Source organism: Thiocystis violacea (genome assembly GCF_016583575.1).
In the GTDB taxonomy this organism is placed as follows: domain Bacteria; phylum Pseudomonadota; class Gammaproteobacteria; order Chromatiales; family Chromatiaceae; genus Thiocystis; species Thiocystis violacea.
Map to the genome: position 1 here is coordinate 23,948 of NZ_NRRG01000047.1, position 20,732 is coordinate 44,679.

Sequence of the window (20,732 nt, forward strand, 5' to 3'; positions counted from 1 at the left end):
GCCATTGAGTCGGGATCGCGGAAGCCTGGAGACGGGCCATGCGCCGTGACATCCCTGGGTAAAGCATGGACCACGCAAGGCTCCGCGCCGTCGAGAGAATGATACACCTTCCCAGGATCGACCTGGCCTCGGGGCGATCCGTCGAACGCGGATGGGCGGCGAAATCCCAACGACCCGATGAGATCCGATCCACCAGCCCGCCCTAGGCATCATCCCTCGGTCTGCCCGGAAGGGGCGGATGCCGATCCAGGCCAGAGTGCGCCCTGAATCCGTCGATCAGTCTCAATCCGCCGCCTGGAGCACATCCAGATCCATCAGCTCCGCCGCGCGCTCCGGCTCGTAGCCGAGGGCGGCATAGTCCAGAAGACCATCCGGGGCGTGGCAGTCCTTGCACTCGTGCCCCTGGCGCTGGATGCCGTGATTGATCATGAGCGCGCCCATCTGACGCATCCAATGGGGCTCGACACCCTTGAGCTTTCCGTCCACCAGCGGGTAGTCGGTCCGCCAGCCCTCGGTGACGCCGAAATAGGACATGAACTCGTCCATCATGTAGAGCTTGAAGGGTTGCTGGTACATGCGCCGCACGATGGGATCCCGAATCGCCTGGATGACCGAGGCTTGGGTGTCGCCGGTCTCGTAATAGCTCGCGTAGTCGAAGGGCAGGATCATGGCCCCGAACGGTCCCTGATTGCCCATGTCCTCGAACATCATGGCGTTGAAGAGCTTGAAGGGATAGATGCGGCTCTCGCCCTCGTTCATGGCGGCGGTCAGGTTGTCCCGAATCATGGCACGCCGTCGCTCGCGCATCTCCGGACTGAGTTGCGAGAGCGGATCGGTCGCCGCCGTCACATAGGCGTCGACATCGATGTCCGGATAGGTCCGTTTCAGCTCGATCGCCTTGGCGCGCACGGCGGCGAGAATCTCCGGATCCTCGATACGCGCCATCTGTCGCATCAGGGGATTGTAGTCGGTCGAGCCATTGGGATTATTCCCCAGCGCGTTGGCGAGGAAGGTGCCGTTGCCGTTGAACCAGAGATAGGTGAAGCCCTTGCCGGGCTTGCCGGAGCGATAGACATCGGTCGGCTCCCAGAGCCCTTCCTCGGCGTCCCAGGTCGGGTGGACCCAATCGCGCAGCACCACGTTGTTCTCCTGCAACTCCCGGATGTGACAGGTCTCGCAGGCAAGGCGGGCGATGTGACCATTCAGCAAGGCCTTGTGCTCGGACTGGTTGTGCGGCGCTCTTGAGTGACAGCCCTCGCAGGCGACGTCCTTGCCCGGCAGATCGTTGGCCACCAGATCGACACCGAAACGGCCGCGCGGAATCTTGTGGCCCTCCGGGACGTGGCAGTCGGTGCATTGGATGTTGGCCGCCGCGTGCAGGTCGTCGGTCGGGCTGAAGGGATTGCCGCGTTTCGCGCCCTTGTGCAGCAGGCGCTGGTTCTTCTCGCCCAGCGACTTGGCCGCGACATTGTGGAGATAGGCGTCGCCGCCCATGTTGTGCTGATGGCAGTTGAGACAGTTGCGGTTGGCGACCGGACCGACGCTCAGGGCCGCGCGCAGGCTCCGGTCCTGATTCCAGCGCGGACCGATGTCGTCGCGCATCACGTAGCGCTGATTCATGTCGTACTCGGCCGAGTGACAGATCAGACAGTCGATCCCGTCCTTGGCATCCACTGGCACGTCGCCGATCGGCATCATCTTCTCGGTCGCCGGATAGTAGTTGCCGCCGATGTGACACTGACCGCAACCCTCGCTGCGCGTCACCGTCGCGCCCTCGGCGTGCTCCGGACGGGTCTCGACCAGGGCCGCCCAGCCGGTCCAGGAGAAGCTGCCCGGAATGCCGCAGGCGCGGTTGATCTTGCCGACCGGGATGCGCCGCTCGCCGGGTGCGTTGACCTTGCGGCCGTCATAGCCGTAGGTCGAGAAGCCATCCGCGTCGCTCTGGAACTTGAAATGCACCGAATTGACGATGTCGTCGAGCGTGTCGACGGTCGTCACGCGACCATCGCCGTGATCGACCTTGGTGGTCGCGTGACAGCGCAGACAGGTCTTGGGGCCTTGGTACTGGCGGATGCCGGCGTCGCGGAAATACTTGATGTGGGATGGCTCGCTCTCGCGCACGAAGGACGGCGTACCCATCAGCATCTCGATCTTGACCTCGCGCGCGAAGTCCGCCTGATCGACGCCGACGATCTCGGCCGCGCGCTCGCGCCGGGCCTGTTCGCTCAGCTCCCTGGACAGAGTCTCGAACTCGGCGTCGGTCAGCGGCTGGCTGTTCGGGTAGGTCAGGATGGCGGAACTCTCCCCCACGTAGAGTTGGAACGCCCAGGGGTAGACGACCTTGTAGCCGATCGCCAGGACGAGCAGCAGGATCGCAAGCGCGATCGCAAGGCGCGAGAACCTGGCATTGGAGAGCGTATGTATCGGATTCTTCATGGCGGATGACTCATGCGTCCCGGGACGGGGTGTGGCGCTCGCGGTGCCAGCCCGTGATCATGGCCAGCGGATTGGTCAGGACGGTCTCGCCGGTGGTGATGATGTACAGATGGACCAGCACGAAGAGCACCAGCGCATAGCTGGTCGCCAGATGGGTCATGGCAACGACCCAGACCGCGCCGATCCCGAACAGGGTCTCGGGCAGATAGACCGAGAAGAGAAAAGACCAGCCGCTGAGAATCAACAGTGGCATGAGGCCATACATGACGCCCAGGTAACTGAGCTGCTGGAGGGTGTTGAACTTGGCCTCGGCGGTGACATGGAAGGGATGGGGCGCGTCACGGAAGATCCCTCGGGCGTAGTAGAGGGACTGCTCGATCAGCCGGCCAGCCAGGCCGCGCCACCGAAGCCGATAGTACCGACCGTTGTCGGTACGGACATTCCCGATGACGAAGGCGATCCAGCCGAGGGTCAGCAGGATGCCGGCGGCGTTATGGATCGGCACCGCCGTCTCGAACGCCAGCAGCCAGGGCGTTCCCGCGTAGTGCATGCTCGCGCCCGAGACCATCAACAGGATGAACAGCAGGGCGTTGACCCAATGCCAGATCCGCAACCAGCCGGGATAGAGATAGAGCGCCTTCATCTGTTTCTCCTCCGGCGATAGGCCAGGTAACGGCCCAGGCCGTGCGCGGTCAGGACCAGCAGGGTCAGGCCGATGATCAGCAGACTGATCCAGTCCACCAGCGGACTGCGACTCATGCCCACGATATAGGCCTCGTTGAAAATCGCCTTGGCGAACAATCCTCGACGGGCCAGATCCTCTTCGGACCGGTATTGATAGAGCCGGTTCAGCAAACGCGCGTCGCGCGAGTGACAGGCGACGCAATCGCGATTGCTGTCCTCGGCCGTCAGGATCTGATGCGAGACGCGGCTCGGTTCGGCCGACGCGGGCGTATGACAGTCGACGCAGCGCACGGACTCCCAATGGGCGTCGCGCTTCGGCAACCAGGCATGACTGCCGAGTTGGGGATCGCGCGCCTTCTCGTGGCAGCTCAGACAGACCTGGTTGCCGTCGCGCACGACCTGGGCGATGTCCGTTCCGACCCTTGAGACCTTGAAGACATGCGGGTCATGGCAGGAGTGGCAATTGAAGCGATCCGCGTGCTTGGCCCCCGGCGCGACATGGACGCTTTGCCGGTATTCCGACTCGACCGTCTTGAGCTGATAGGTCGCCTCGGCCGAGTCGTCCTCATGACAGCCGACGCAACTGAAGGACTCGCGCTCCGCTTCTTCCGGATGCGGATAGCGCCGGTAGCTCTTGCGATGGCATTCCGTGCAGGCCAGCTCGCCGTGGACCGAGTGGGGCAGAAGCCGAGGGGCGATGGAAAGGTCGACGATCTCCCTGGACACCGGATCCCGATAGGCGATCGTCTCCATGGCGTGGCAGCGCAGACAGGCTTTGGTCTGCTTGTCGGCCTCGATCGCGACCGCGGGTCGCCCCAGGCCCAGCATCAGCAGCGCAAGAACGCCGATCAGGCTCCAAGGCGCCGCGGGGCGACCGATTTCAAATCGAATAGGCACGAAAGACATGATCACCTTGGCTTGGCTTGGCTGAAATCGCGTTCGCGTTAATGACACCGAAAGACCAGCGCCTCTCATCGCCACCTCGATCCCGGTCGCCGTCACCGAGCCATCGGCCCAACGGCCCTTGAACCTCAAGCAGCGACCAAGCCGTGGCGGGGCGTATCTACCAGCCGCGCATCGCCTGATAGCGCTCCAGCGCCTCGTCGGTGGGTCCGGCGAAGACGATCTGGCCATGCTCCATGACCAGGGCCTTGGAGCACATGGTGCGGACCAGTTCCTCGGAGTGGGAGGAGAGCACGATGATGGAGACCTGCTCGGTAAAGTGTTGCAGGCGCTCGCGCGCCTTGTTGAGGAAGGCGGCGTCGCCGGCTCCGATCCCCTCGTCCAGCAGCAGGATATCGGGCACGACCGAGGTCGAGACCGCGAAGGCGAGCCGCATCTGCATCCCGGCCGAATAGGTGCGGATCGGCAGGTCGAGGAAATCGCCCAGTTCGGTGAATTCGGCGATTTCGTCCATCATGGAGCGGATGCGCTGGCGGGTGAGACCCAGGAAGAGACCACGCAGGACGATGTTCTCGTAGCCGGTGCTCTCCTGATTCATGCCGAGCCCGATGTCGAACAGTGGAACCGTGCTCCCCTGGACCGCGACCCGGCCGCTGTTGGGCTCGTAGATCCCGCCCAGCACCCGCAGCAGGGTGGTTTTGCCCGCCCCGTTGTGGCCGATCAGGCCGAGCCGATCCCCACTCTTGAGCGAGATATTGATGTCCTGCAACGCCTGCACCACCGAGATCCGCTGCGAGACCGTATCGGCGCGGATCTGTCCGCCGGTCGCGCTCTGAATCAGACGATTCTTGAGCGAGCGCGTGGAGGCGCTGTAGACGGGAAAGGAGACGGAGACGTTTTCCAGTTGAATCGATGCCACGATCGCGTCCTTCACACCCAGTAGGCGATGCGCCACCGGTAGGCCGAGTAGAAGAAAAGGGTGGCCGTCCAGCCAACCACCGTGATGAGAATGACCGTCAGCCAGTTCTCGAGCCCCGGCGCCTGACCCAGGAGGGGCGCGCGCATGATCTCGACCAGGTGATAGAAGGGGTTGAGATCGAGCAACAGCGCCCGGCCCGGTAGCATCTCGGGTCGCCAGATGACCGGCGTGATGAAGAAGAGTACCTGGACGATGCTGCCGACGATCAGGGGTACGTCGCGAAACCGCGCGCTCAGGAGACCGAAGAACAGCGCGATCCAGAGACCGTTCAGCAGCAGCATCAGGAGCGCGACCGGCACCCAGAGCAGGTTCCAGTTCAGATCGACCCCGAACCAGACCGCGACCGCGAAAAACACCCAGATGTTGTGACCGAAGGCGATTAGGGTCGACCAGATGCCGCGATAGGCATAGATGGACAGGGGCGCGTTGAGCTGTCGGATCATCCCCTCCGCCATGATGAAGGACTGACAGCCATCGATGATCAGGCTCGCGATCAGCCCCCAGATGACGAAGCCGGCGGCGAGGAAGGGGAGATACTCGTGAAGATCCTGACCGAAGATCTGGCCGTAGAGGATCCCCAGCGCCAGCACCATGATCGCCATCGAGAGGGTGATCCAGAAGGGGCCGAGCTTGGAGCGACGGTAGCGTTGGCGCACGTCGTGCAGACCGAGCGTCATCCAGAGTTCGCGGCGCCCCCAGCCGGCGGCGATGTCGCTCAGGGCGTGATCGATCTGCTCGCGGCGCAAGCCGTGGCGAAGTTGAATGAGTAGGGACGATTCACCGTGCAGGGTGTCGGTCGACATCGGGGGAATTCCAATCCAAGAATGAAATCGCACGGGGGCGATCGAATCAGCGCGGGTGGGATTCGGGACGGTGTCGGTACGTCCTGGCCTGGATGAGCGTCCTGACGCCGGCGAGACCGGATTCGACCGGTGCCCGGCCCGAACCAGGGGTCTCTAACCACCCGCTTGATAATCCCGGTACTATACCACGGCGTTCCAGCCTCGATCGGACGCCGCTTCTCCCGGACATCGCGCCCAGTCTTCAACCCCGCCCACCAGGGTCATCCGGCGTCGCCAGACGTCGGAACATGGATCAGAACATGGTTTTCAATCTGCTGCGTCCCCTGTGGCGCCTCATCCCCATCGATATCCCGGCGCGTCAACGCTGGCAGCGGCGACTCTTCCGCACCCTGCCCTTTCTGTTCCGATCCCATCCCGGCTTCAAGGCGTTCAAGGAGGCCCGGCTGAGGGGCGATCTGTGGCGCGGCCAGGGAACCCAGCTCGGAGACGCCTCCGTCGAGCCGGTTCCACTGCTCGCCGAGACGCCGCCCGCCAGCGTCCCGGCGCGGCTGATCGCCTTCTATCTGCCCCAGTTCCACCCCATCCCGGAGAACGACGCCTGGTGGGGACGCGGCTTCACCGAATGGACCAACGTGGTGCGCGCCCGCCCCCAATTCCCCGGACATCATCAACCCAGGCTGCCGGGCGAGCTGGGCTTCTACGATCTGCGCGTCCCCGAGGTGATGGCGCGCCAGGTGGAGCTGGCCAAGCTCCATGGGATCGGCGGCTTCGCCTTCTATTACTACTGGTTCGACGGCCGGCAACTGCTTGAACGACCGCTGGAGCAGTATCTCGGCGGCGACCTGGATCTGCCCTTCTGTCTCTGCTGGGCGAACGAGAACTGGAGCCGCCGCTGGGATGGCCGGGACGACCAAGTGCTCATGGCCCAGCGCCACTCGCCCGAGGACGATCTGGCCTTCATCGCCTCGATCGCCAAGTATCTTCGGGATCCACGCTATATCCGCGTCGACGGACGTCCGCTGCTGCTGGTCTATCGTCCGGCGCTGCTGCCCAATCCAGCCGAGACCGCCGAGCGCTGGCGCCACTGGTGCCGGGAGCACGACATCGGCGAAATCCTGCTCGCCTATACCCAGTCGTTCGAGTCGACGCCCCCCGCCGACTACGGCTTCGACGCCGCCGTGGAATTTCCGCCCAACAACAGCCATCCGGTCGACATCACCCGGCAGATCCAGGACCGTGATCCCGATTTCAAGGGCAACCTCTACGACTGGACCATCTATCCCGAGCGCAGCCGTCACTATGCGCCCTGCGACTACCGGCTCTTTCGCGGCGTCAATCCCTCCTGGGACAACGAGGCGCGGCGGCGCGGACGCGGCGCGGTCTTCGTCGGATCGACCCCGGCCGGCTATCGCCAATGGCTGGAGAACGCCATCGCCGACACGCTCCAGCGCTTTCCCGATCCCTCCGAGCGGCTGGTCTTCATCAACGCCTGGAACGAATGGGCCGAGGGCGCCTATCTGGAACCCGATGCCCGTCATGGCTATGCCTATCTCCAGGCGACCCGCGACGCCCTGCGGCGCTCGCGCTCGGCGGTCCGGCGCGAAATCCTGCTGGTGACCCACGATGCCCATCCGCACGGCGCCCAGTACCTGGCGCTGCGCCTGGCTCAGCGGCTCAGCGAGCGATTCGGCTATCGGGTCACCCTGGTGGTGCTCGGCCCCGGCCCGCTGCTGGCCGATTTCGCCGCCGTGGCCGATGTCCATCGACTCGACGAGACGGAGGCCGATCGCGGCCCCGGACGACGCCTGGCCAAACTCTTGAGCGAGCGCGGCCTCGGGGACGCCATCGTCAACTCCACCGCCTCGGGCCGTTTCCTGCCGAGCCTGCGCGCGGCTGGATTCCGCACGATCGCGCTGGTCCACGAGTTGCCCGATCTGATCCGCCGTCACGCCCTGCAAGCCCAGGCCCGCTATGTCGCCACCGAGGCCGATCGGGTGGTGTTTCCGGCGCGCATCGTCCAGGAGGGTTTCGCCCAGTTCGGTCCAGTGCCGGACGAACGGATCCGCCTGCGGCCACAGGGCCTTTACAAGCCGAACCGACTGGCCGGACAGCTCAGCCGGGAGCCGATGCGCGGGGCCTTGCGCGAGCAGTCGCGCCAGCGGCTCGGATTGCCATCGACGGCCCGCGTCCTGCTCGGCGTGGGCTATGGCGACCAGCGCAAGGGCGTCGACCTCTTCGTGCGGGCTGGCCTGGCGATCCTCGCCGAACGCGCGGACTTCCACGGCGTCTGGGTCGGCGATCTGGAGGCCGGGATGAGGCCCCAGGTCGACAGCCTGCTCGCGGATCCGGATCAGCGGGACCATTTCCACTTTCCAGGCCACACCGGGGACACGGATCTCTTCTATGCCGGCGCGGACGTCTACGCCATGACCTCGCGCGAGGATCCCTTCCCCTCGGTGGTGCTGGAGGCGCTCGCGGCCGGAACGCCGGTAGTGGCCTTCGAGGGTGCCGGAGGCTTCGCGGATCTCGCCCCGAGCGGCGCGGTGGTCCTGGTCCCCGGCTTCGACACCGGCGCCTTCGCGCGGACCGTACGGCAATGGTTCGACGATGAGCCGGCGCGGCGCGCGGCGGGCGAGCGGGGCCGCGCCCTGATCGCTCGCGACTTCGGTTTCCAGCGCTATCTGCTGGATCTGCTGGCCGAGACCAGTCAGGCCGCCCCGAGGATCTCGGTGGTGGTGCCCAACTTCAACTACCGTCGCTATCTGCCGGGACGCATCGCGAGCATCCTGAATCAGACGTTGCCCGGCTACGAGCTGATCGTCCTGGATGACGCCTCGACCGATGACAGCCGCCACTGGCTGGAAACCGAGCTGCCGGCCCTGACCCCGGAGGCCGAGGTCATCTTCAACGCCACCAACTCGGGCTCGGTTTTTCTTCAATGGCTCGCCGGGGTCGAACGGGCGCGCGGGGACTATGTCTGGATCGCCGAGGCGGACGATCTGGCTGATCCGGGGTTCCTGGAAGAGGCGATGCGCGGCCTGGCCGATCCCGAGGTGGTGCTGAGCTTCACCCAGTCGCGCCAGATCGATCCCGAGGGCGAGGTGCTGTGCGGCGACTATCTGGACTATGTCGCGGACATCTCGCGCGAGCGCTGGAGCCGTCCCTACCAATGCCAGGGCGCGGAGGAGATCGCCCAGGTCCTGGCGATCAAGAACAGCCTGCCCAACGTCAGCGCGGTCGTCTTCCGTCGCGAGCCGCTGCTCAAGGTGCTGCGCGAACACATCGAGCACATCCGCGCCCACAAGGTCGCGGGCGACTGGGTGACCTACGTGGAACTGCTGCGCGAAGGTTCGATCGCCTTCTCGCCCAAGGCCCTGAACGACCACCGCCGACACCCCGACAGCGTCACCCTGTCACGCTTCGACCGGGAGCAACTGCGCGAGATCGTCGGCGTCCAGCGCTGGATCGCCGCCAGTCATCCGATCGACGCGGACACCCGCGCCATCGCGGACGCCTACGCCCAGAGCCTCTACGAGCAGTTCGGGCTCGCCACCGCGCGGGCACCACGCTACGGCGATCAGGACTCGGCCCCCGCCCAATCGATTGGCTGAAGAGGAAAGGACAGGATTAACAGAATTTCGCGGGATTTACAGGATGGCTTTTCCGGAAATCGCCTCAAACCCGCGGAGCCGGCACGTCAGCCAGCAGGTCACGCAGTACATCGTCCGGTCGGTAGCCCTCGATCTCCAGATCGGCGGTCAACTTGAGGCGATGGCGTAGCGTGGCCGGGGCCATGATCTTGACGTCGTCCGGGGTGACGAAGCCGTTGCCACCGGCGAGCGCGTGGCCGCGCGCGGCGCGCACCAGGGCGACGCTGGCGCGCGGTCCGGGTCCGGTCTCGATTCCGCGCCAGCCACGAGCGGCGCGCACCAGCCGCACCGCGTAATCCAGAACGCTGTCGTCCATTCCAAGCCGGGACGCGGTCCCCTGCAAGCTCAGAAGTTCATCCGTCGAGATGACCGGCTCCACCCGCGAGATGTCCAACTGGTCGCCGATCTGGCCCTGGGTCGCCTGGCGGACCAGGGCCAGTTCCTCGTTCAGGTCGGGATAATCGACGAAGACCTTGAGTAGAAAACGGTCGAGCTGGGCCTGGGGCAGCGGATAGGTGCCCTCCTGTTCGATCGGGTTCTGGGTGGCGAAGACCAGAAAGGGCGCGGCGAGCGGGAGCGCCCGGCCCTCGATGGTGACCTGGCGCTCCTGCATGGCCTCCAGCATGGCGGATTGAGTCTTGGCCGGGGCGCGATTGATCTCGTCGCCCAACAGCAGGTTGCAGAAGATGGGGCCGCGCCGGATGCGGAACTCCTCGCTGCGCGGATCGAACATGGCGTGACCGGTCACGTCGCTCGGCATGAGATCCGGCGTGAACTGGATGCGCGAGAAGTGCCCGGCGACGGCCGCCGCCAGGGCACGCGCCAGGAGCGTCTTGCCGACGCCGGGCAGACCCTCCAGCAGCACATGTCCTCCCGCCACCAGGGCCACGACCGACTCGCGGATCACCTGTTTCTGGCCGACCAGGGCGCGGGCGACCATGGTCTCCAGCGCGGCGAGTCGCTCGGCCGCCCGTTCGATTTCCAGCCCTGGATCGGCTTCTGGCTGATGCATTGGATCCTCCTGGTTAGAGACGGTCCGACCCCGGTCGTCGAGGCGCTCGCGCGCGATCCGGACGGCGTCCGCCCGCGCCGTGGCTCGGCCACGAAGCCTGGAGCCGGATGGCCTGCGCGATGAACCCCTGCGCGTCCCCGGACTGGGTGAAGAGCGCCCGCGCGAGCGCCTCGACCGGCTGGCTGGTGAGCGCGGCGATCCGCTCGGCCTGGACGCGGGGAGCGGCCTGGGCGATCTCCGGATGACGGATCGACCAGTCGTTGAGCAGATGCCGGCGATTGGTCTCGACCAGTTGGCCGGCGTGACCATGACGCCAGAGAAAATCGGCGCTGGCGTCCAGGTGCTCGATCAGATCGCGTCGTCGCCCCTCCGGCGGACCGATCAGGGGACCGAGCCGACCTCCCAGTGACCAGAGCCAGACCAAGAGGAGCAGGAGCGCCGAGATCAGCGCCTCGGGCGCGCGCGACCAGAGGAGCGCGCCCAGCCCCGGCATGGCCGTGTCGTGGAGCAGCCAGACCTTGCCGGCGCCGTCCGGGCGGGTCAGCCAGGCGGTCAGGAAGGCGTGATCCAGCTCGCCGATCCGGGCGTTGGTCATGAAACGGCTGTCGCTGATCACCGTCAGCCGTCCCTGGCCGATGTCACGTCGCGCCAGTCGCGTCCGATCCCCAGCCTGGATGTCCCCTGGGTGCGAACCCTCGGGCTCCAGATAGTAGCGGGCCTGAAATCCGAGGCTCGGTGGCGACTCGACATCCGGGATTTGGATCCGCGCCGTCACCCGATCCTCATCGAGGGCCGCCAGCCGTTCCTCTTCCTCGACGCGCAGCCGGATACCGAGGTCACCGAGGAAATCGTCGGGGATCCGGCCCCCTTCGCTGGCCTCCATGGCTTCCACCAGCAGGCGGCCGCCCCGCTCCAGCCAATGCCGCAGGCGCACCCGACGCTCGGCGCTCATCGGCCCTAGACCCAGGACGACCAGGGTATCGGTGCTGGGCGGGAGGTTCCAGAGGCGTTCGCGGCCGGTGACGCTCTCCACCGGGATGCCGAGTCGCGCGAGCAAGCGTTCGGCCGCCAGCAGTTCGTTGCTCCGGGCCTTGGCCGATTCGCCGACCGGAATCCGCTCCACCCGGCGCTCGAAGTTGGCGAGGAACCAGGTGGTCGAGCCCGCGACGACGATCAGCAGCAGTCCAGCCAGAACCAGCCCCATGAGCCGTCGTTCAGAGATCATGGCGCGCTCGCCCCGGCGTCTTGCGTCCAGCGGCACCAGGCGAGCAGCAGGGCCTCCAGCAACTCCAGACTCGGCTCCTGATGGGCATAGGCGAGCCGCTGCCAGGCGCGGGTCAGTGGCTCCAGCGGACCCAGCGCGCTCCTTGGCAGGTTCCGGACGGCGGCGGCCAGGCATTCGCCCTCGGTGGCGCCATCCGGGACAGGCGGACCGAGCGTCTCCAGATGGGTCAGGCTGGCGCGGTAGAGGAGCGCGAGCGCGCCGCGTCGATCCTCGGCTTGCAGACAGGCGCGCACCGCCGTCGGTACTTCCGCGAGTTCGATCCCGTGCGCCGAGGTTTCCAAGGCGCGCGCCGGGCTCGGCGGCCTCCGGTCCGGCCGTGCCCGTCGGCCGCGCCACGGACGCCAGTCGCGCGACATCCGCAAGCTCAGCCAGACGACCACGCCTACGGCCCCGACGAGCAGCAGCCACTTCAGCACCCGCGCCGACAGCCTCAGGAAGGATGGCAACCCAGCGGGCAGGACCGGCGAATCCTCCGCCGGTTCATCCCCGCGCTCGATCGGCGCCCAGTAAGCGGTCTCCATGGTGGAGCCGAAATCCGGTCCAGCGAGGACGTCCTGGATCAGGGCTCGGGCCTGATCGGGATCCAGGGATGGATGGGGTCGCGCCTGGACATCTGGCGGAACGACGAGCGGCAGGATCGCGATCGCCGCGAGCAGGCCCAGGAATCGACCCTTGGGTTCCAGGCCCGCCGGCTCCGATCGCCGATCCCGCGCCTCGCGAAAGGCCAGCTCCAGATCCCAGGCTTCGAGATCGGTGCGACGGGTCAGATAGAGCGCGAAGCCAGCGCAGACATAGAAAGGGGCGATGACGGAGAAGACGAGCAGATAGGCCAGGACGCCGACCCAGGAGGCCCAGGAGCCCTCTCCGGTGACGGCCGACACCAGGTCGAGACGCGGCAACTCCGCCGGCACCAGGAAGAAGACGGCGAGCAGGAGACTCATCCAGAGAATCACCTCGAAGTGATAGCCGACCAGGGTCAGCCAGAAAGGAACTCCGCCGCCGTCGTTCATGACCCGGCGACGCTCGCGGGCGGCTTGACCGCTCAGCCCCTCAAGCAGGGTCAGCGGCATCAGAAAGGACCGACGCATGCCGATCCGCCGCCACAGCAGATAGGGCCAGAGGCGCCGCGGCCATCCAGCGCGCCACGTCTCGGGAAACCGGCGCCATCCGAGCGATTCGCCGAACAGGGCGCGGCTCGCCCAGAGCAGCAGCGGCCCCTCGTTGAGTGGCTTGAGCCACCAGAGCGCCAGGAGCCAGAGATCCGCGCGAAAGCCGGTCAGGAACAGACAGATGACCGCCGTCGGCAGGGCCGTCCACCACCAGAGCCGCCAGAGCGGCAGGAACCAGGTCCGCGCCATCGCGAACCCGAGATCCAGCCCTTCCCAGGCCCCGCGCGGGCGCGTCCGGACGGCGATCCGGTCAAGATCCACGCGCGCCCCGACCGGCCAGACCCAGATAGAGCGCGACAAGTACCCAACCGACCGCGCCCACCCCATACTTGATCGCCGCCGGGGCCGGTCCGGCCGACCAGAAAGCCTCCACGACGGCGGCCAACACGAGCATGCCGGCCGCCCCTCCCACCAGGATAACCGCGTCGCGCGCGTTGAGGCGCAGGGCGGCCAGTCGCGTGCGGTTGCCCGGAGCCAGCAACGCCTGGCCAAGCAGCAGGCCGGCGGCCCCGGAGATGGCGATCGCGGTCAACTCGTAGGGTCCGTGACCGCTGACGAACGGCCAGAAGGTTCCGCCATGATCCAGCCGCGTCAGATGGCCGGCGACCGCGCCGATGCTCAGCCCGTTGAAGACCAGGATCAGGGCGCTGCCGAGGCCGAACAGCAGGCCACCGGCGAAGCCGCGAAACCCGATGCCGATGTTGTTCATGATGTAGAAGCCGAACATGGCGAAATCCGTGTCCGCCTGCCGATCGGTCTCACGACCAGGTTTGCGGCCGGCGGGATCGTACTGGGACTCCAGCTCCGCGACCTGGGCGCTGTCGATCAGGCTGTAAATGATCTCGGGATCCGCGTGCACGGCGAGCCCCATCGCGATCATCGGCAGGAAGAGCAGCCCCAGGCCCATCCAGAACAGCCGGGCATGGCGGCGCAGGGTGCGCGGGAAGGTGTCCGTCGCGAAGACGAGCGCCGAGGCGAACGGGCGCGATCGGCGTTGGTAGAGCCGGCGATGGCCGCGACGGACGAGATCGTGCAGATCGGCGATCAGGCCCGGGCTGTAACCACGACCGCGCGCCAGGGCATAGTCGGCGCAGAGCTGTCGGTACAGACGCGGAAAACCGCCGAGATCCATCCCCGAAGGAGCACCGCGCGCCGAGGGCCGGCCTTCCAGCCGCGCCAGGAGACGCTGGTATTCGTCCCACGGAGGCGCCTGCTCGGCCTCGAACCGCTCCTGTCTCATGAGGCTTCCAGCCCGCGTCCACGCGCCAGCCAACTCGCCCAGCCCTCGACCCGCCGGACCGCGGCCTCGCCACGTATCCCGCCGTCGGCCGTCAGGACCTCGGCCAGTTCAACGCGGCGCGCGGCGGAGAGACGCGGGCCACGCTCGGCGTAGGAGAGAATGGCCTGCTGGGTTTCCAGCGCGAAACCAGGCGGAACCTGGACGGGCGGCGTATCCGCGATGGTCCTCGGTGGCGCGCGACGCTCCGCGTGGAGCACCAGGGTTCCGGCCGCCAGGTCGCCGAGCCGGCGAAAGTCGTGATCCAGCAGGACGCTGACAAGCCCAACGCCATAGAAGACGGGCAGGAAATCCACCACCCGCAGGAGATTCCGGATCATGGAGGCGGGAAGTCCGACCGGGGTGCCGTCGTCATGGACCACCACCAGGCCCATGGCCCGCTTGCCCGGCGTCGCCCCGGCACGCACCTCGAACACCACCGGATAGAACCACTCCAGCAGGAAGAACCCGATCAGCATGAGCCCTACCCCCGTGTCCGCGAGCGCGCTCAGCGGTATCAGCACTAGATAGAGTCCCGCCCGGACCAGCCCGTCCAGGAAGAGCGCCAGCGCGCGCGGTACCGGCCCGGCGACCCGCAGTTCCAGATCGATGCCCTCGGGTGTCTCGTTGAAGCGGATGCTGTCGATCTGGCGCGGCATGTCCGTTCGGTAGCGGTCGCGACGGCTCAACGATAAAGCGCGAGCGGAAAGTACTCGGTGATGAGGATCACCGGCTGGTGGTCGATGATGATGCGATAGGTCCGGAACACCACCGTTTCACCGTCGTCGGTCCGCTCCAGCCCGACATCCAGAACCTCGCGATAACTCTCCAGACCGCTGTCACGGATCAGGACGCCGATCCCGATCTCGCGGTCGATCAGGCGCCGGCGGAAATCCGGCGGGATGAGATCGATCCGGATCAGCGAAAAAGCCTCCGCGAAGCCGCGCCCGCTGTCGGTTCCGCGCAGCCTGGCGTCTCGGATCAGACAGTCATCGCCGGACTCGACCTGGATCCAGGGCACCGGCTCCAGCGCGGTCTCGAAACGCTGCTCCAGCGTGTCGACCGCCACCGGCTCCCAGAAATAGGCCTCCAGGATCTTGGTCACGGTTCCATCCGTGACCAGCAGGGCGCGCAAAAAGGGGGGAAGCTGGTTCAGCGCCAGGCGTTCGCCCAGGGTCGAGACGATCTCGCCATCGCGGGTGAATCCATCGCGGCGAAACGGCGGCTCGGCGGGAGCGAAGGGGGCTCGGACATGGTAACGGTGCATCGCGGCCCCTCAGGCTGGATCCAGTCGCCGGAAAACCGAGCCCGCGGCGGGGCTGGACGGAGCGGAGCATGGAAGTTCTGACATCGATGACAGGTACTCTCGGAAAATGGCGAAGCGGAAGGAGTCGTTCGGCTCCAGGAAGAATGGGCACGGGAGGCCGCGACCATCGGAATACACAGGGCGGGCGCTGGCGTCGGACGGACATCCGACGCCAGCGCCAAGGCGGAACAGACGTTGGCGATAATACAACTTGTTGGTTTGAGACATCGAATCAGCGATCAAGCCCCTCGTGCGTCAGCCGTCATGGACATTCGGCCGCCGCTGATCGCACTGACGCCACGCCCGTGCCCACTTGGCGGATAACGCTGGAAAGTAACACAAAAATATTTAAAAACATTAGCTTGCAGATAAAAATAGCGCGCTTTTCAAGATAGAATCCTCGGAACGCGAGGAAATCCGCACGGCATCGTTGTAAAAAATCTCACAGTCGGGACGGTTGTGGGCTTGATGTCTCATCGAATTTGCCCCAATCTTTACGCCGGACTCCGGCTCCCACCGTGAAGATCAACATCCGCGCCGGGAGCCCGGACCAACCGGACCAGGTCTCGAACCCACTTCAAGCTCATGGAACATCCACGAGGACGGGTGGTTCGTACCGCACTGGCCCGGTAGACTTACGCGCCTTGTGTTATATACAGAGTGCTTGATAGTTAACATTTTCGGAGATTCAAACCAATGACCAAGATTGTCAAAGCCGCATCCATTTCCGCCGCCGCGCTGCTGACCGCCTCCCTGCTGGGCGGCTGCACCACCGACCAGACCGCTCGCGACATGGCTCAGCAAGCCCTGGACAGTGCTAACAGTGCCCAGGCTTGCTGTAACTCCAACACCGAGCGTTTGGACCGTATGTATCAGAAGATCATGGGCAAGTAAGACCCCTGAGCTGATTGACTCCGGTGTCCCACGAGTTGTGGGACACCGGAGTCCTCCTCCACCGCCTGCTCCACCGCCTTCCAATCGATCACGACGCCCTCGGCATTCGCCACGGATTCTGGAATGGCCCCTCTAGCGCTCTTGCGCTCGCTCTTCTCCCCGGTCTGCACCTCCAGATAGAGATCGTTTCCAAGCCACCCGACCTTATAGGCTTGGTCGATGATGGCCACCGGCGTATCGACGCTCGCCAGACCGAACAACTCCTCGACGCCCTCCGGGTACATACGGATGCAACCGCCGCTGACCTCCATGCCGAGACCCCAGGGCATGCTGGTGCCGTGGATCAGATAATCCGGATTGCTGAGACGCATAGCGTAGCGTCCGAGCGGATTGTCAGGCCCTGGCGGCACCTGGGCCGGCAGAATATCGCCATGGGCGGCATGCGAGGCGCGCACGTTGGGTCCAGGCGTCCAGATCGGATCCTTGCGCTTCTCGATGATCTTGAAACTGCCGAGCGGCGTTCCCATCGCGTCCTTGCCGACGCTGATCGTATAGATCCGAACCTCGTTGGGGTTGTTGGGCGGGTAGTAATAGAGGCGCTTCTCGGCGCGATTGATCACGATCCCCTCGCGCGGCACGTTCGGCAGCACGAAAAAGGAGGGCACCATGACTTCCGTCCCCTCGCCGGGCACCCACATGTCCACCTTGGGGTTGGCTTGACGCATGTCGGCGTAGCCCAGATTGTTCTGGCGGGCGATGTCGAGCAGTGTATCCTTGGCTCGCGCCGTGAAGTAAAAGGGGACTCCGACCACCGAGTCGCCCGCGTTCTCAAGCCTGAATGTCTCGGCCCGCGCATCCTCGATGGCTCCCCAGCCAAGCAGCGACGCACAGACCGCCGTCGCGAGCCACGACCGACCGCGTCCGCCCAGATCAATACCGTTCATAACCTCTCTAACTCCCGATTCAAAGCAATGAAAAAACCATCCCGATTGTCGCACGTTCGCAATATCGGGGTCGCCGCTCACGTCGACGCGGGCAAGACGACACTCACCGAGCGCATCCTTTTCTACACCGGCGCCTCCTACAAGATGGGCGAGGTCCATGACGGGGCGGCCCACATGGACTACCTGGCCGAGGAACAGCAGCACGGCATCACCATCACCGCCGCCATCACCCAGGCCCCCTGGCGCGAGCACCTACTGCAACTGATCGACACCCCCGGACACGTCGACTTCTCGATCGAGGTCGAGCGGGCCATGCGGGTGCTCGATGGCTGCGTCATCGTCCTCGACGGCGTGCGCGGCGTGGAGCCCCAGACCGAAACGGTGTGGCGTCAGCGCTCCCGCTTCAAGCTTCCGGCGCTCCTCTTCATCAACAAGATGGACCGTCCGGGCGCGGATTTCGACCGCTGTCTCGCCGCCATCAGGCAACGGTTGAAGGTGGAGCCGGTGCCCATCACGGTCCCCATCGTCGAGGACGACGCGGTCGTGCATTTGATCGACCGAATCCTGATTCGTTTCATTGGCGAGCAGGGCGAACGGGTCGTCGTCGAGCCCTGTCCGCCCGACATTTGGGAGCGCCACCGGGACGCGCGCGAGGCCATGGCGCTGGCGGCGGCCGAGTTCGACGAAGCCCTAGCCGAGCTGGTGCTGGCCGGCGAGGATCCCACCCCCGAGGCGCTGCGAGCCGCCATCCGCCGGGGAACCCTGGCAGGCGAACTCTTCCCCTGCTTCGGCGGCAGCGCCCTGCGCAACCTCGGCGTGCAGCCGCTGCTCGACGGCGTGGTCGACTACCTGCCGGCCCCGCTCGATCGCCCCCCGGCCGTGGCGGAATACCCGGACGGCGGGCGCGAGGAGATCCCGATCGGCGACGATGGTCCCCTGGCGGCGCTTGCCTTCAAGGTCCAGCTCTGGGAAGGCCGGCGTCATGTCTTCGTCCGCCTCCAACGGGGCCGACTCAAGGCCGGCGACGCGGTCGAGTTCCTGACCGGCGACGGCCGCGTCCTGCGCGAGCAGGTGGCGCGACTCTTCGAGGTGGACGCCGGCAAGAAGACCAAGCTCGCCGAGGCCCAGGCGGGACAGATCGTCCTCCTGGCCGGACTCAGGTTCGCCACCACTGGCGACACGCTGTGCGCGCCCGGCCATCTCCTGAGCCTGGAACGCATCGTCACCCATGCCCCGGTGCTCGGGCTGGCGATCGAGCCGGCCGCCGGAACCGACGCGGACAAGCTCGTCGAGGTGCTGGGCAAGGTCCAGCAAGAGGATCCGACCCTCGTGGTCGAGGAGGATCCAGAGACCGGACAGCGCCTGCTGCGGGGAATGGGCGAACTCCACCTGCGGATCGTCATCGAGCGCATCGAGCGCGAATTCGGCGTCTCCATCCGAACCGGCCGACCGGCCGTGGCCATCCGCGAGACCATCACCCAGCCGGCAACGGCGGAGGCGCTGTTCGCCCCGCCGCCGACACCCGATCCGCGCCAACCGGATCTGATGGCGCGCGCGAGCGTGAGCGTGAAGCCGCTCCCGCGCGGCCAGGGCGAGCGCATCGCGCTGGAACCGCGTCTGCGGCCCGAGGGCGCCGCACTCGACGCCGGGCAGACCCAGGCGATCCGCGAGGCCATCCAGTCCACCCTGGCCTCCGGGCCTTCCCAGGGCGCCCAGGTGCTGGACCTGGCCGTGACGGTGGATCTCATCGAGCTGTTCGGACCTGGATCGACGCCGACGGCCGTGGCCGCCGCGGTCGGCAAGGCTCTGCACAAGGCCCTGGAAGCCGCCCGGCCGGCGCTGATGACGCCCGTCATGCGGGTGGAGGTGGTCGCGCCCGAATCCAGCCTGGGGGCCGTGCTCGGCGATCTTCAGACCCGCCGCGCCCTGATTCAGGCCACCGAGAGGCAGGGCGAGCTGGCCTCCATCCAGGTCGAGGCCGCCCTGGAAACGCTCCTGGGCTACGCCACGACGCTACGCGGCCTGACCCAGGGACGCGGACAGTTCAGCATGGAATTCGACCGCTTCGATCTCGGTTGAGTCCGACCGAAGCGGCTCGGGCGCCATCCCGATCAGACGCCATCCGGATCACGCGGGTCATCCAGGACGACGACCCGGTCGCGCCCGCCGTCCTTCGCTCGATAGAGCGCGCTATCGGCCCTTCCGATCAGAGTGTCGCGCGTGTCGCCCGGCCGCGCCCGCACCAGGCCGATGGAGACGGTCACCGCGCCGATGATGTCCTGGGTGCTCTTGCGCTTGATCCGAAGCTCGGAAACCTTGTGCCGAATCGATTCGGCCAACGCGGACGCGGCCGCCAGATCCTCGTTGACGATGACCGTGAATTCCTCCCCGCCATAACGGGCGACGAAGACCGAATCGCTCATCAGCCCGGCCAAGAGTCGGCCCACGACCTCAAGAATGCGATCGCCCATCAGGTGGCCGTAGGTATCGTTGCAAAGCTTGAAATTGTCGAGATCGAGCAGCATCAGGCAGGCCGGATCATCGACGGTCGCGAGCGCCTGATCGAGAGCGTCGTCGAAGGCGCGTCGGTTGGGGATCTTGGTCAGGGCGTCGATGCGGGCGCTGTACTGGCTTTGCTCCAGTTCCTTTTTCAGCCTTTCCACCTGCCGGGTGGCCGATTCGAGCTCGGATTGGAAGGCCCTGTTGAGATTTTCCAGACTGAGCGTATCCGAGAACAAACCGCCCAGGGCTTCCTGGATCCGTTGCTGATCGACGGTTTCCTCGAACAGGGCCATGGCCTCGCGCAGAACGGCCCCGTACTCACGAGTCCCTTGCACGCTCTGTGAGACGGATTTCGTCAACTGGGTCACGATGTTGACGATGAGATCCCGAGCCCGCGGGCTGTTGGGCAGATAGGTCTTGACGAAATACTCGAAGAACAGCGCCTCGCTCTTGTCCGGATCGTAGGATTGCGGATCCGGGAACTCGTCGAGCAGCGACCGGCTCAGCTCCGGGTTGGCGTTCTGGACATGGGCGTACCAGAGGGCGTAGTTGTAGGGCGTCGGCGGGATTCCCCGCCGGATCATCATGGGCACCGCCATGCGGAGATAATCGGAAGACGTGCCCAGGTCTTCCCTAAATTCCATCCTGTTGACGGTCATGCCTCATCACTCGTATCGACGGCGGGGATCAGCGGGCGGATCGCCCGGAATCCGGGTTCGGGTCGCGCTGGAAGGCCCAATGATAGGCGATGAGCCGATCGACCGTCAGGCCGGATCACGATCCAAGCCCGCGTCTCGCATCGACCAGCGGGTCAGGCCGTCCCCTTGATCACCCGCCCGCGTCGCGGATCAGGATCCCGGAGGCGTCTTGTCCTCCCGCCCGCCCTCCT

16 protein-coding genes are annotated in these 20,732 nt (G+C 66.0%); 3 read left to right on the forward strand and 13 right to left on the reverse strand.

From position 1 onward, the window contains the following. Positions 1-282 precede the first annotated feature (282 nt). The 5 genes from CKO27_RS18570 to CKO27_RS18590 form a co-directional block, all read right to left on the reverse strand. Positions 283-2,436: a multiheme c-type cytochrome gene (locus CKO27_RS18570; RefSeq protein ID WP_200376415.1), complete on the reverse strand. Its 2,154-nt coding sequence runs from the start codon at positions 2,434-2,436 to the stop codon at positions 283-285. Positions 2,437-2,446: 10 nt separating this feature from the next. Further along, positions 2,447-3,079 carry a cytochrome b/b6 domain-containing protein gene (locus CKO27_RS18575; protein ID WP_200376416.1) on the reverse strand — a complete coding sequence of 211 codons (633 nt, stop codon included), beginning with the start codon at positions 3,077-3,079 and terminating at the stop codon, positions 2,447-2,449. Then, positions 3,076-4,017 (reverse strand): cytochrome c3 family protein, encoded by a 942-nt coding sequence (locus tag CKO27_RS18580; protein WP_338116116.1) that lies wholly within the window; start codon positions 4,015-4,017, stop codon positions 3,076-3,078. The genes CKO27_RS18575 and CKO27_RS18580 overlap by 4 nt, the downstream gene beginning before the upstream one ends. Positions 4,018-4,183: 166 nt before the next feature. Next, positions 4,184-4,978, reverse strand: coding sequence for an ABC transporter ATP-binding protein (locus CKO27_RS18585; RefSeq protein ID WP_420825846.1), 795 nt, complete (start codon positions 4,976-4,978; stop codon positions 4,184-4,186). After that, on the reverse strand, positions 4,954-5,805 hold the full coding sequence (locus tag CKO27_RS18590; RefSeq protein WP_200376418.1) for an ABC transporter permease: 852 nt from the start codon (positions 5,803-5,805) through the stop codon (positions 4,954-4,956). The genes CKO27_RS18585 and CKO27_RS18590 overlap by 25 nt, the downstream gene beginning before the upstream one ends. Positions 5,806-6,104: 299 nt before the next feature. On the opposite strand from CKO27_RS18590, the gene CKO27_RS18595 reads away from it, so the two are divergent. Beyond that, a complete protein-coding gene (locus tag CKO27_RS18595; protein WP_200376419.1) occupies positions 6,105-9,416 on the forward strand; it encodes a glycoside hydrolase family 99-like domain-containing protein in 3,312 nt (1,103 codons plus the stop codon). Positions 9,417-9,480: 64 nt separating this feature from the next. On the opposite strand, the gene CKO27_RS18600 is transcribed toward CKO27_RS18595, so the two are convergent. Genes CKO27_RS18600 through CKO27_RS18625 form a run of 6 tightly spaced genes read right to left on the reverse strand, consistent with a single transcriptional unit; the run spans position 9,481 to position 15,464 of the window. Then, positions 9,481-10,467 (reverse strand): AAA family ATPase, encoded by a 987-nt coding sequence (locus CKO27_RS18600; protein ID WP_200376420.1) that lies wholly within the window; start codon positions 10,465-10,467, stop codon positions 9,481-9,483. A 13-nt stretch (positions 10,468-10,480) separates the two neighbouring features. Further along, complete coding sequence (locus tag CKO27_RS18605; RefSeq protein ID WP_200376421.1) at positions 10,481-11,692, reverse strand: DUF4350 domain-containing protein; 1,212 nt, start codon at positions 11,690-11,692, stop codon at positions 10,481-10,483. Next, positions 11,689-13,221 carry a DUF4129 domain-containing protein gene (locus CKO27_RS18610; RefSeq protein ID WP_200376422.1) on the reverse strand — a complete coding sequence of 511 codons (1,533 nt, stop codon included), beginning with the start codon at positions 13,219-13,221 and terminating at the stop codon, positions 11,689-11,691. The genes CKO27_RS18605 and CKO27_RS18610 overlap by 4 nt, the downstream gene beginning before the upstream one ends. Further along, positions 13,172-14,161 carry a stage II sporulation protein M gene (locus tag CKO27_RS18615; RefSeq protein WP_200376423.1) on the reverse strand — a complete coding sequence of 330 codons (990 nt, stop codon included), beginning with the start codon at positions 14,159-14,161 and terminating at the stop codon, positions 13,172-13,174. Before CKO27_RS18615 ends, CKO27_RS18610 begins: the two co-directional genes overlap by 50 nt. Further along, complete coding sequence (locus tag CKO27_RS18620; RefSeq protein WP_242470989.1) at positions 14,158-14,886, reverse strand: RDD family protein; 729 nt, start codon at positions 14,884-14,886, stop codon at positions 14,158-14,160. The genes CKO27_RS18615 and CKO27_RS18620 overlap by 4 nt, the downstream gene beginning before the upstream one ends. After that, positions 14,883-15,464 carry a chorismate--pyruvate lyase family protein gene (locus tag CKO27_RS18625; protein ID WP_200376424.1) on the reverse strand — a complete coding sequence of 194 codons (582 nt, stop codon included), beginning with the start codon at positions 15,462-15,464 and terminating at the stop codon, positions 14,883-14,885. Before CKO27_RS18625 ends, CKO27_RS18620 begins: the two co-directional genes overlap by 4 nt. Positions 15,465-16,199: 735 nt before the next feature. Between CKO27_RS18625 and CKO27_RS18630 the strand changes: the two genes are divergently transcribed. After that, the gene (locus tag CKO27_RS18630; protein WP_200376425.1) at positions 16,200-16,397 is read left to right on the forward strand and encodes an alanine-zipper protein; all 198 of its coding nucleotides are present in this window, start codon (positions 16,200-16,202) and stop codon (positions 16,395-16,397) included. Here the strand turns inward: CKO27_RS18630 and CKO27_RS18635 are convergent. Continuing rightward, positions 16,376-17,341, reverse strand: a complete 966-nt coding sequence (locus CKO27_RS18635) for a L,D-transpeptidase family protein (RefSeq protein WP_200376426.1) — start codon at positions 17,339-17,341, stop codon at positions 16,376-16,378. The genes CKO27_RS18630 and CKO27_RS18635 overlap by 22 nt on opposite strands. A 27-nt stretch (positions 17,342-17,368) precedes the next feature. Here CKO27_RS18635 and CKO27_RS18640 point away from each other — a divergent pair, with 27 nt between their 5' ends. Further along, positions 17,369-19,420, forward strand: coding sequence for an elongation factor G (locus CKO27_RS18640; RefSeq protein ID WP_200376427.1), 2,052 nt, complete (start codon positions 17,369-17,371; stop codon positions 19,418-19,420). A gap of 32 nt (positions 19,421-19,452) precedes the next feature. Here the strand turns inward: CKO27_RS18640 and CKO27_RS18645 are convergent, their stop codons facing one another. Beyond that, positions 19,453-20,502 carry a GGDEF domain-containing protein gene (locus CKO27_RS18645; RefSeq protein WP_200376428.1) on the reverse strand — a complete coding sequence of 350 codons (1,050 nt, stop codon included), beginning with the start codon at positions 20,500-20,502 and terminating at the stop codon, positions 19,453-19,455. Positions 20,503-20,732: the final 230 nt, after the last annotated feature.

What these genes read in the sequence shown, in the direction of transcription:
- CKO27_RS18570 (WP_200376415.1), bottom strand. Translation starts at nt 2,436, where the DNA reads ATGAAGAATCCGATACATACGCTCTCCAATGCCAGGTTCTCGCGCCTT.
- CKO27_RS18575 (WP_200376416.1), bottom strand. Translation starts at nt 3,079, where the DNA reads ATGAAGGCGCTCTATCTCTATCCCGGCTGGTTGCGGATCTGGCATTGG.
- CKO27_RS18590 (WP_200376418.1), bottom strand. Translation starts at nt 5,805, where the DNA reads ATGTCGACCGACACCCTGCACGGTGAATCGTCCCTACTCATTCAACTT.
- CKO27_RS18595 (WP_200376419.1), top strand. Translation starts at nt 6,105, where the DNA reads ATGGTTTTCAATCTGCTGCGTCCCCTGTGGCGCCTCATCCCCATCGAT.
- CKO27_RS18600 (WP_200376420.1), bottom strand. Translation starts at nt 10,467, where the DNA reads ATGCATCAGCCAGAAGCCGATCCAGGGCTGGAAATCGAACGGGCGGCC.
- CKO27_RS18605 (WP_200376421.1), bottom strand. Translation starts at nt 11,692, where the DNA reads ATGATCTCTGAACGACGGCTCATGGGGCTGGTTCTGGCTGGACTGCTG.
- CKO27_RS18615 (WP_200376423.1), bottom strand. Translation starts at nt 14,161, where the DNA reads ATGAGACAGGAGCGGTTCGAGGCCGAGCAGGCGCCTCCGTGGGACGAA.
- CKO27_RS18625 (WP_200376424.1), bottom strand. Translation starts at nt 15,464, where the DNA reads ATGCACCGTTACCATGTCCGAGCCCCCTTCGCTCCCGCCGAGCCGCCG.
- CKO27_RS18630 (WP_200376425.1), top strand. Translation starts at nt 16,200, where the DNA reads ATGACCAAGATTGTCAAAGCCGCATCCATTTCCGCCGCCGCGCTGCTG.
- CKO27_RS18635 (WP_200376426.1), bottom strand. Translation starts at nt 17,341, where the DNA reads ATGAACGGTATTGATCTGGGCGGACGCGGTCGGTCGTGGCTCGCGACG.
- CKO27_RS18640 (WP_200376427.1), top strand. Translation starts at nt 17,369, where the DNA reads ATGAAAAAACCATCCCGATTGTCGCACGTTCGCAATATCGGGGTCGCC.
- CKO27_RS18645 (WP_200376428.1), bottom strand. Translation starts at nt 20,502, where the DNA reads ATGACCGTCAACAGGATGGAATTTAGGGAAGACCTGGGCACGTCTTCC.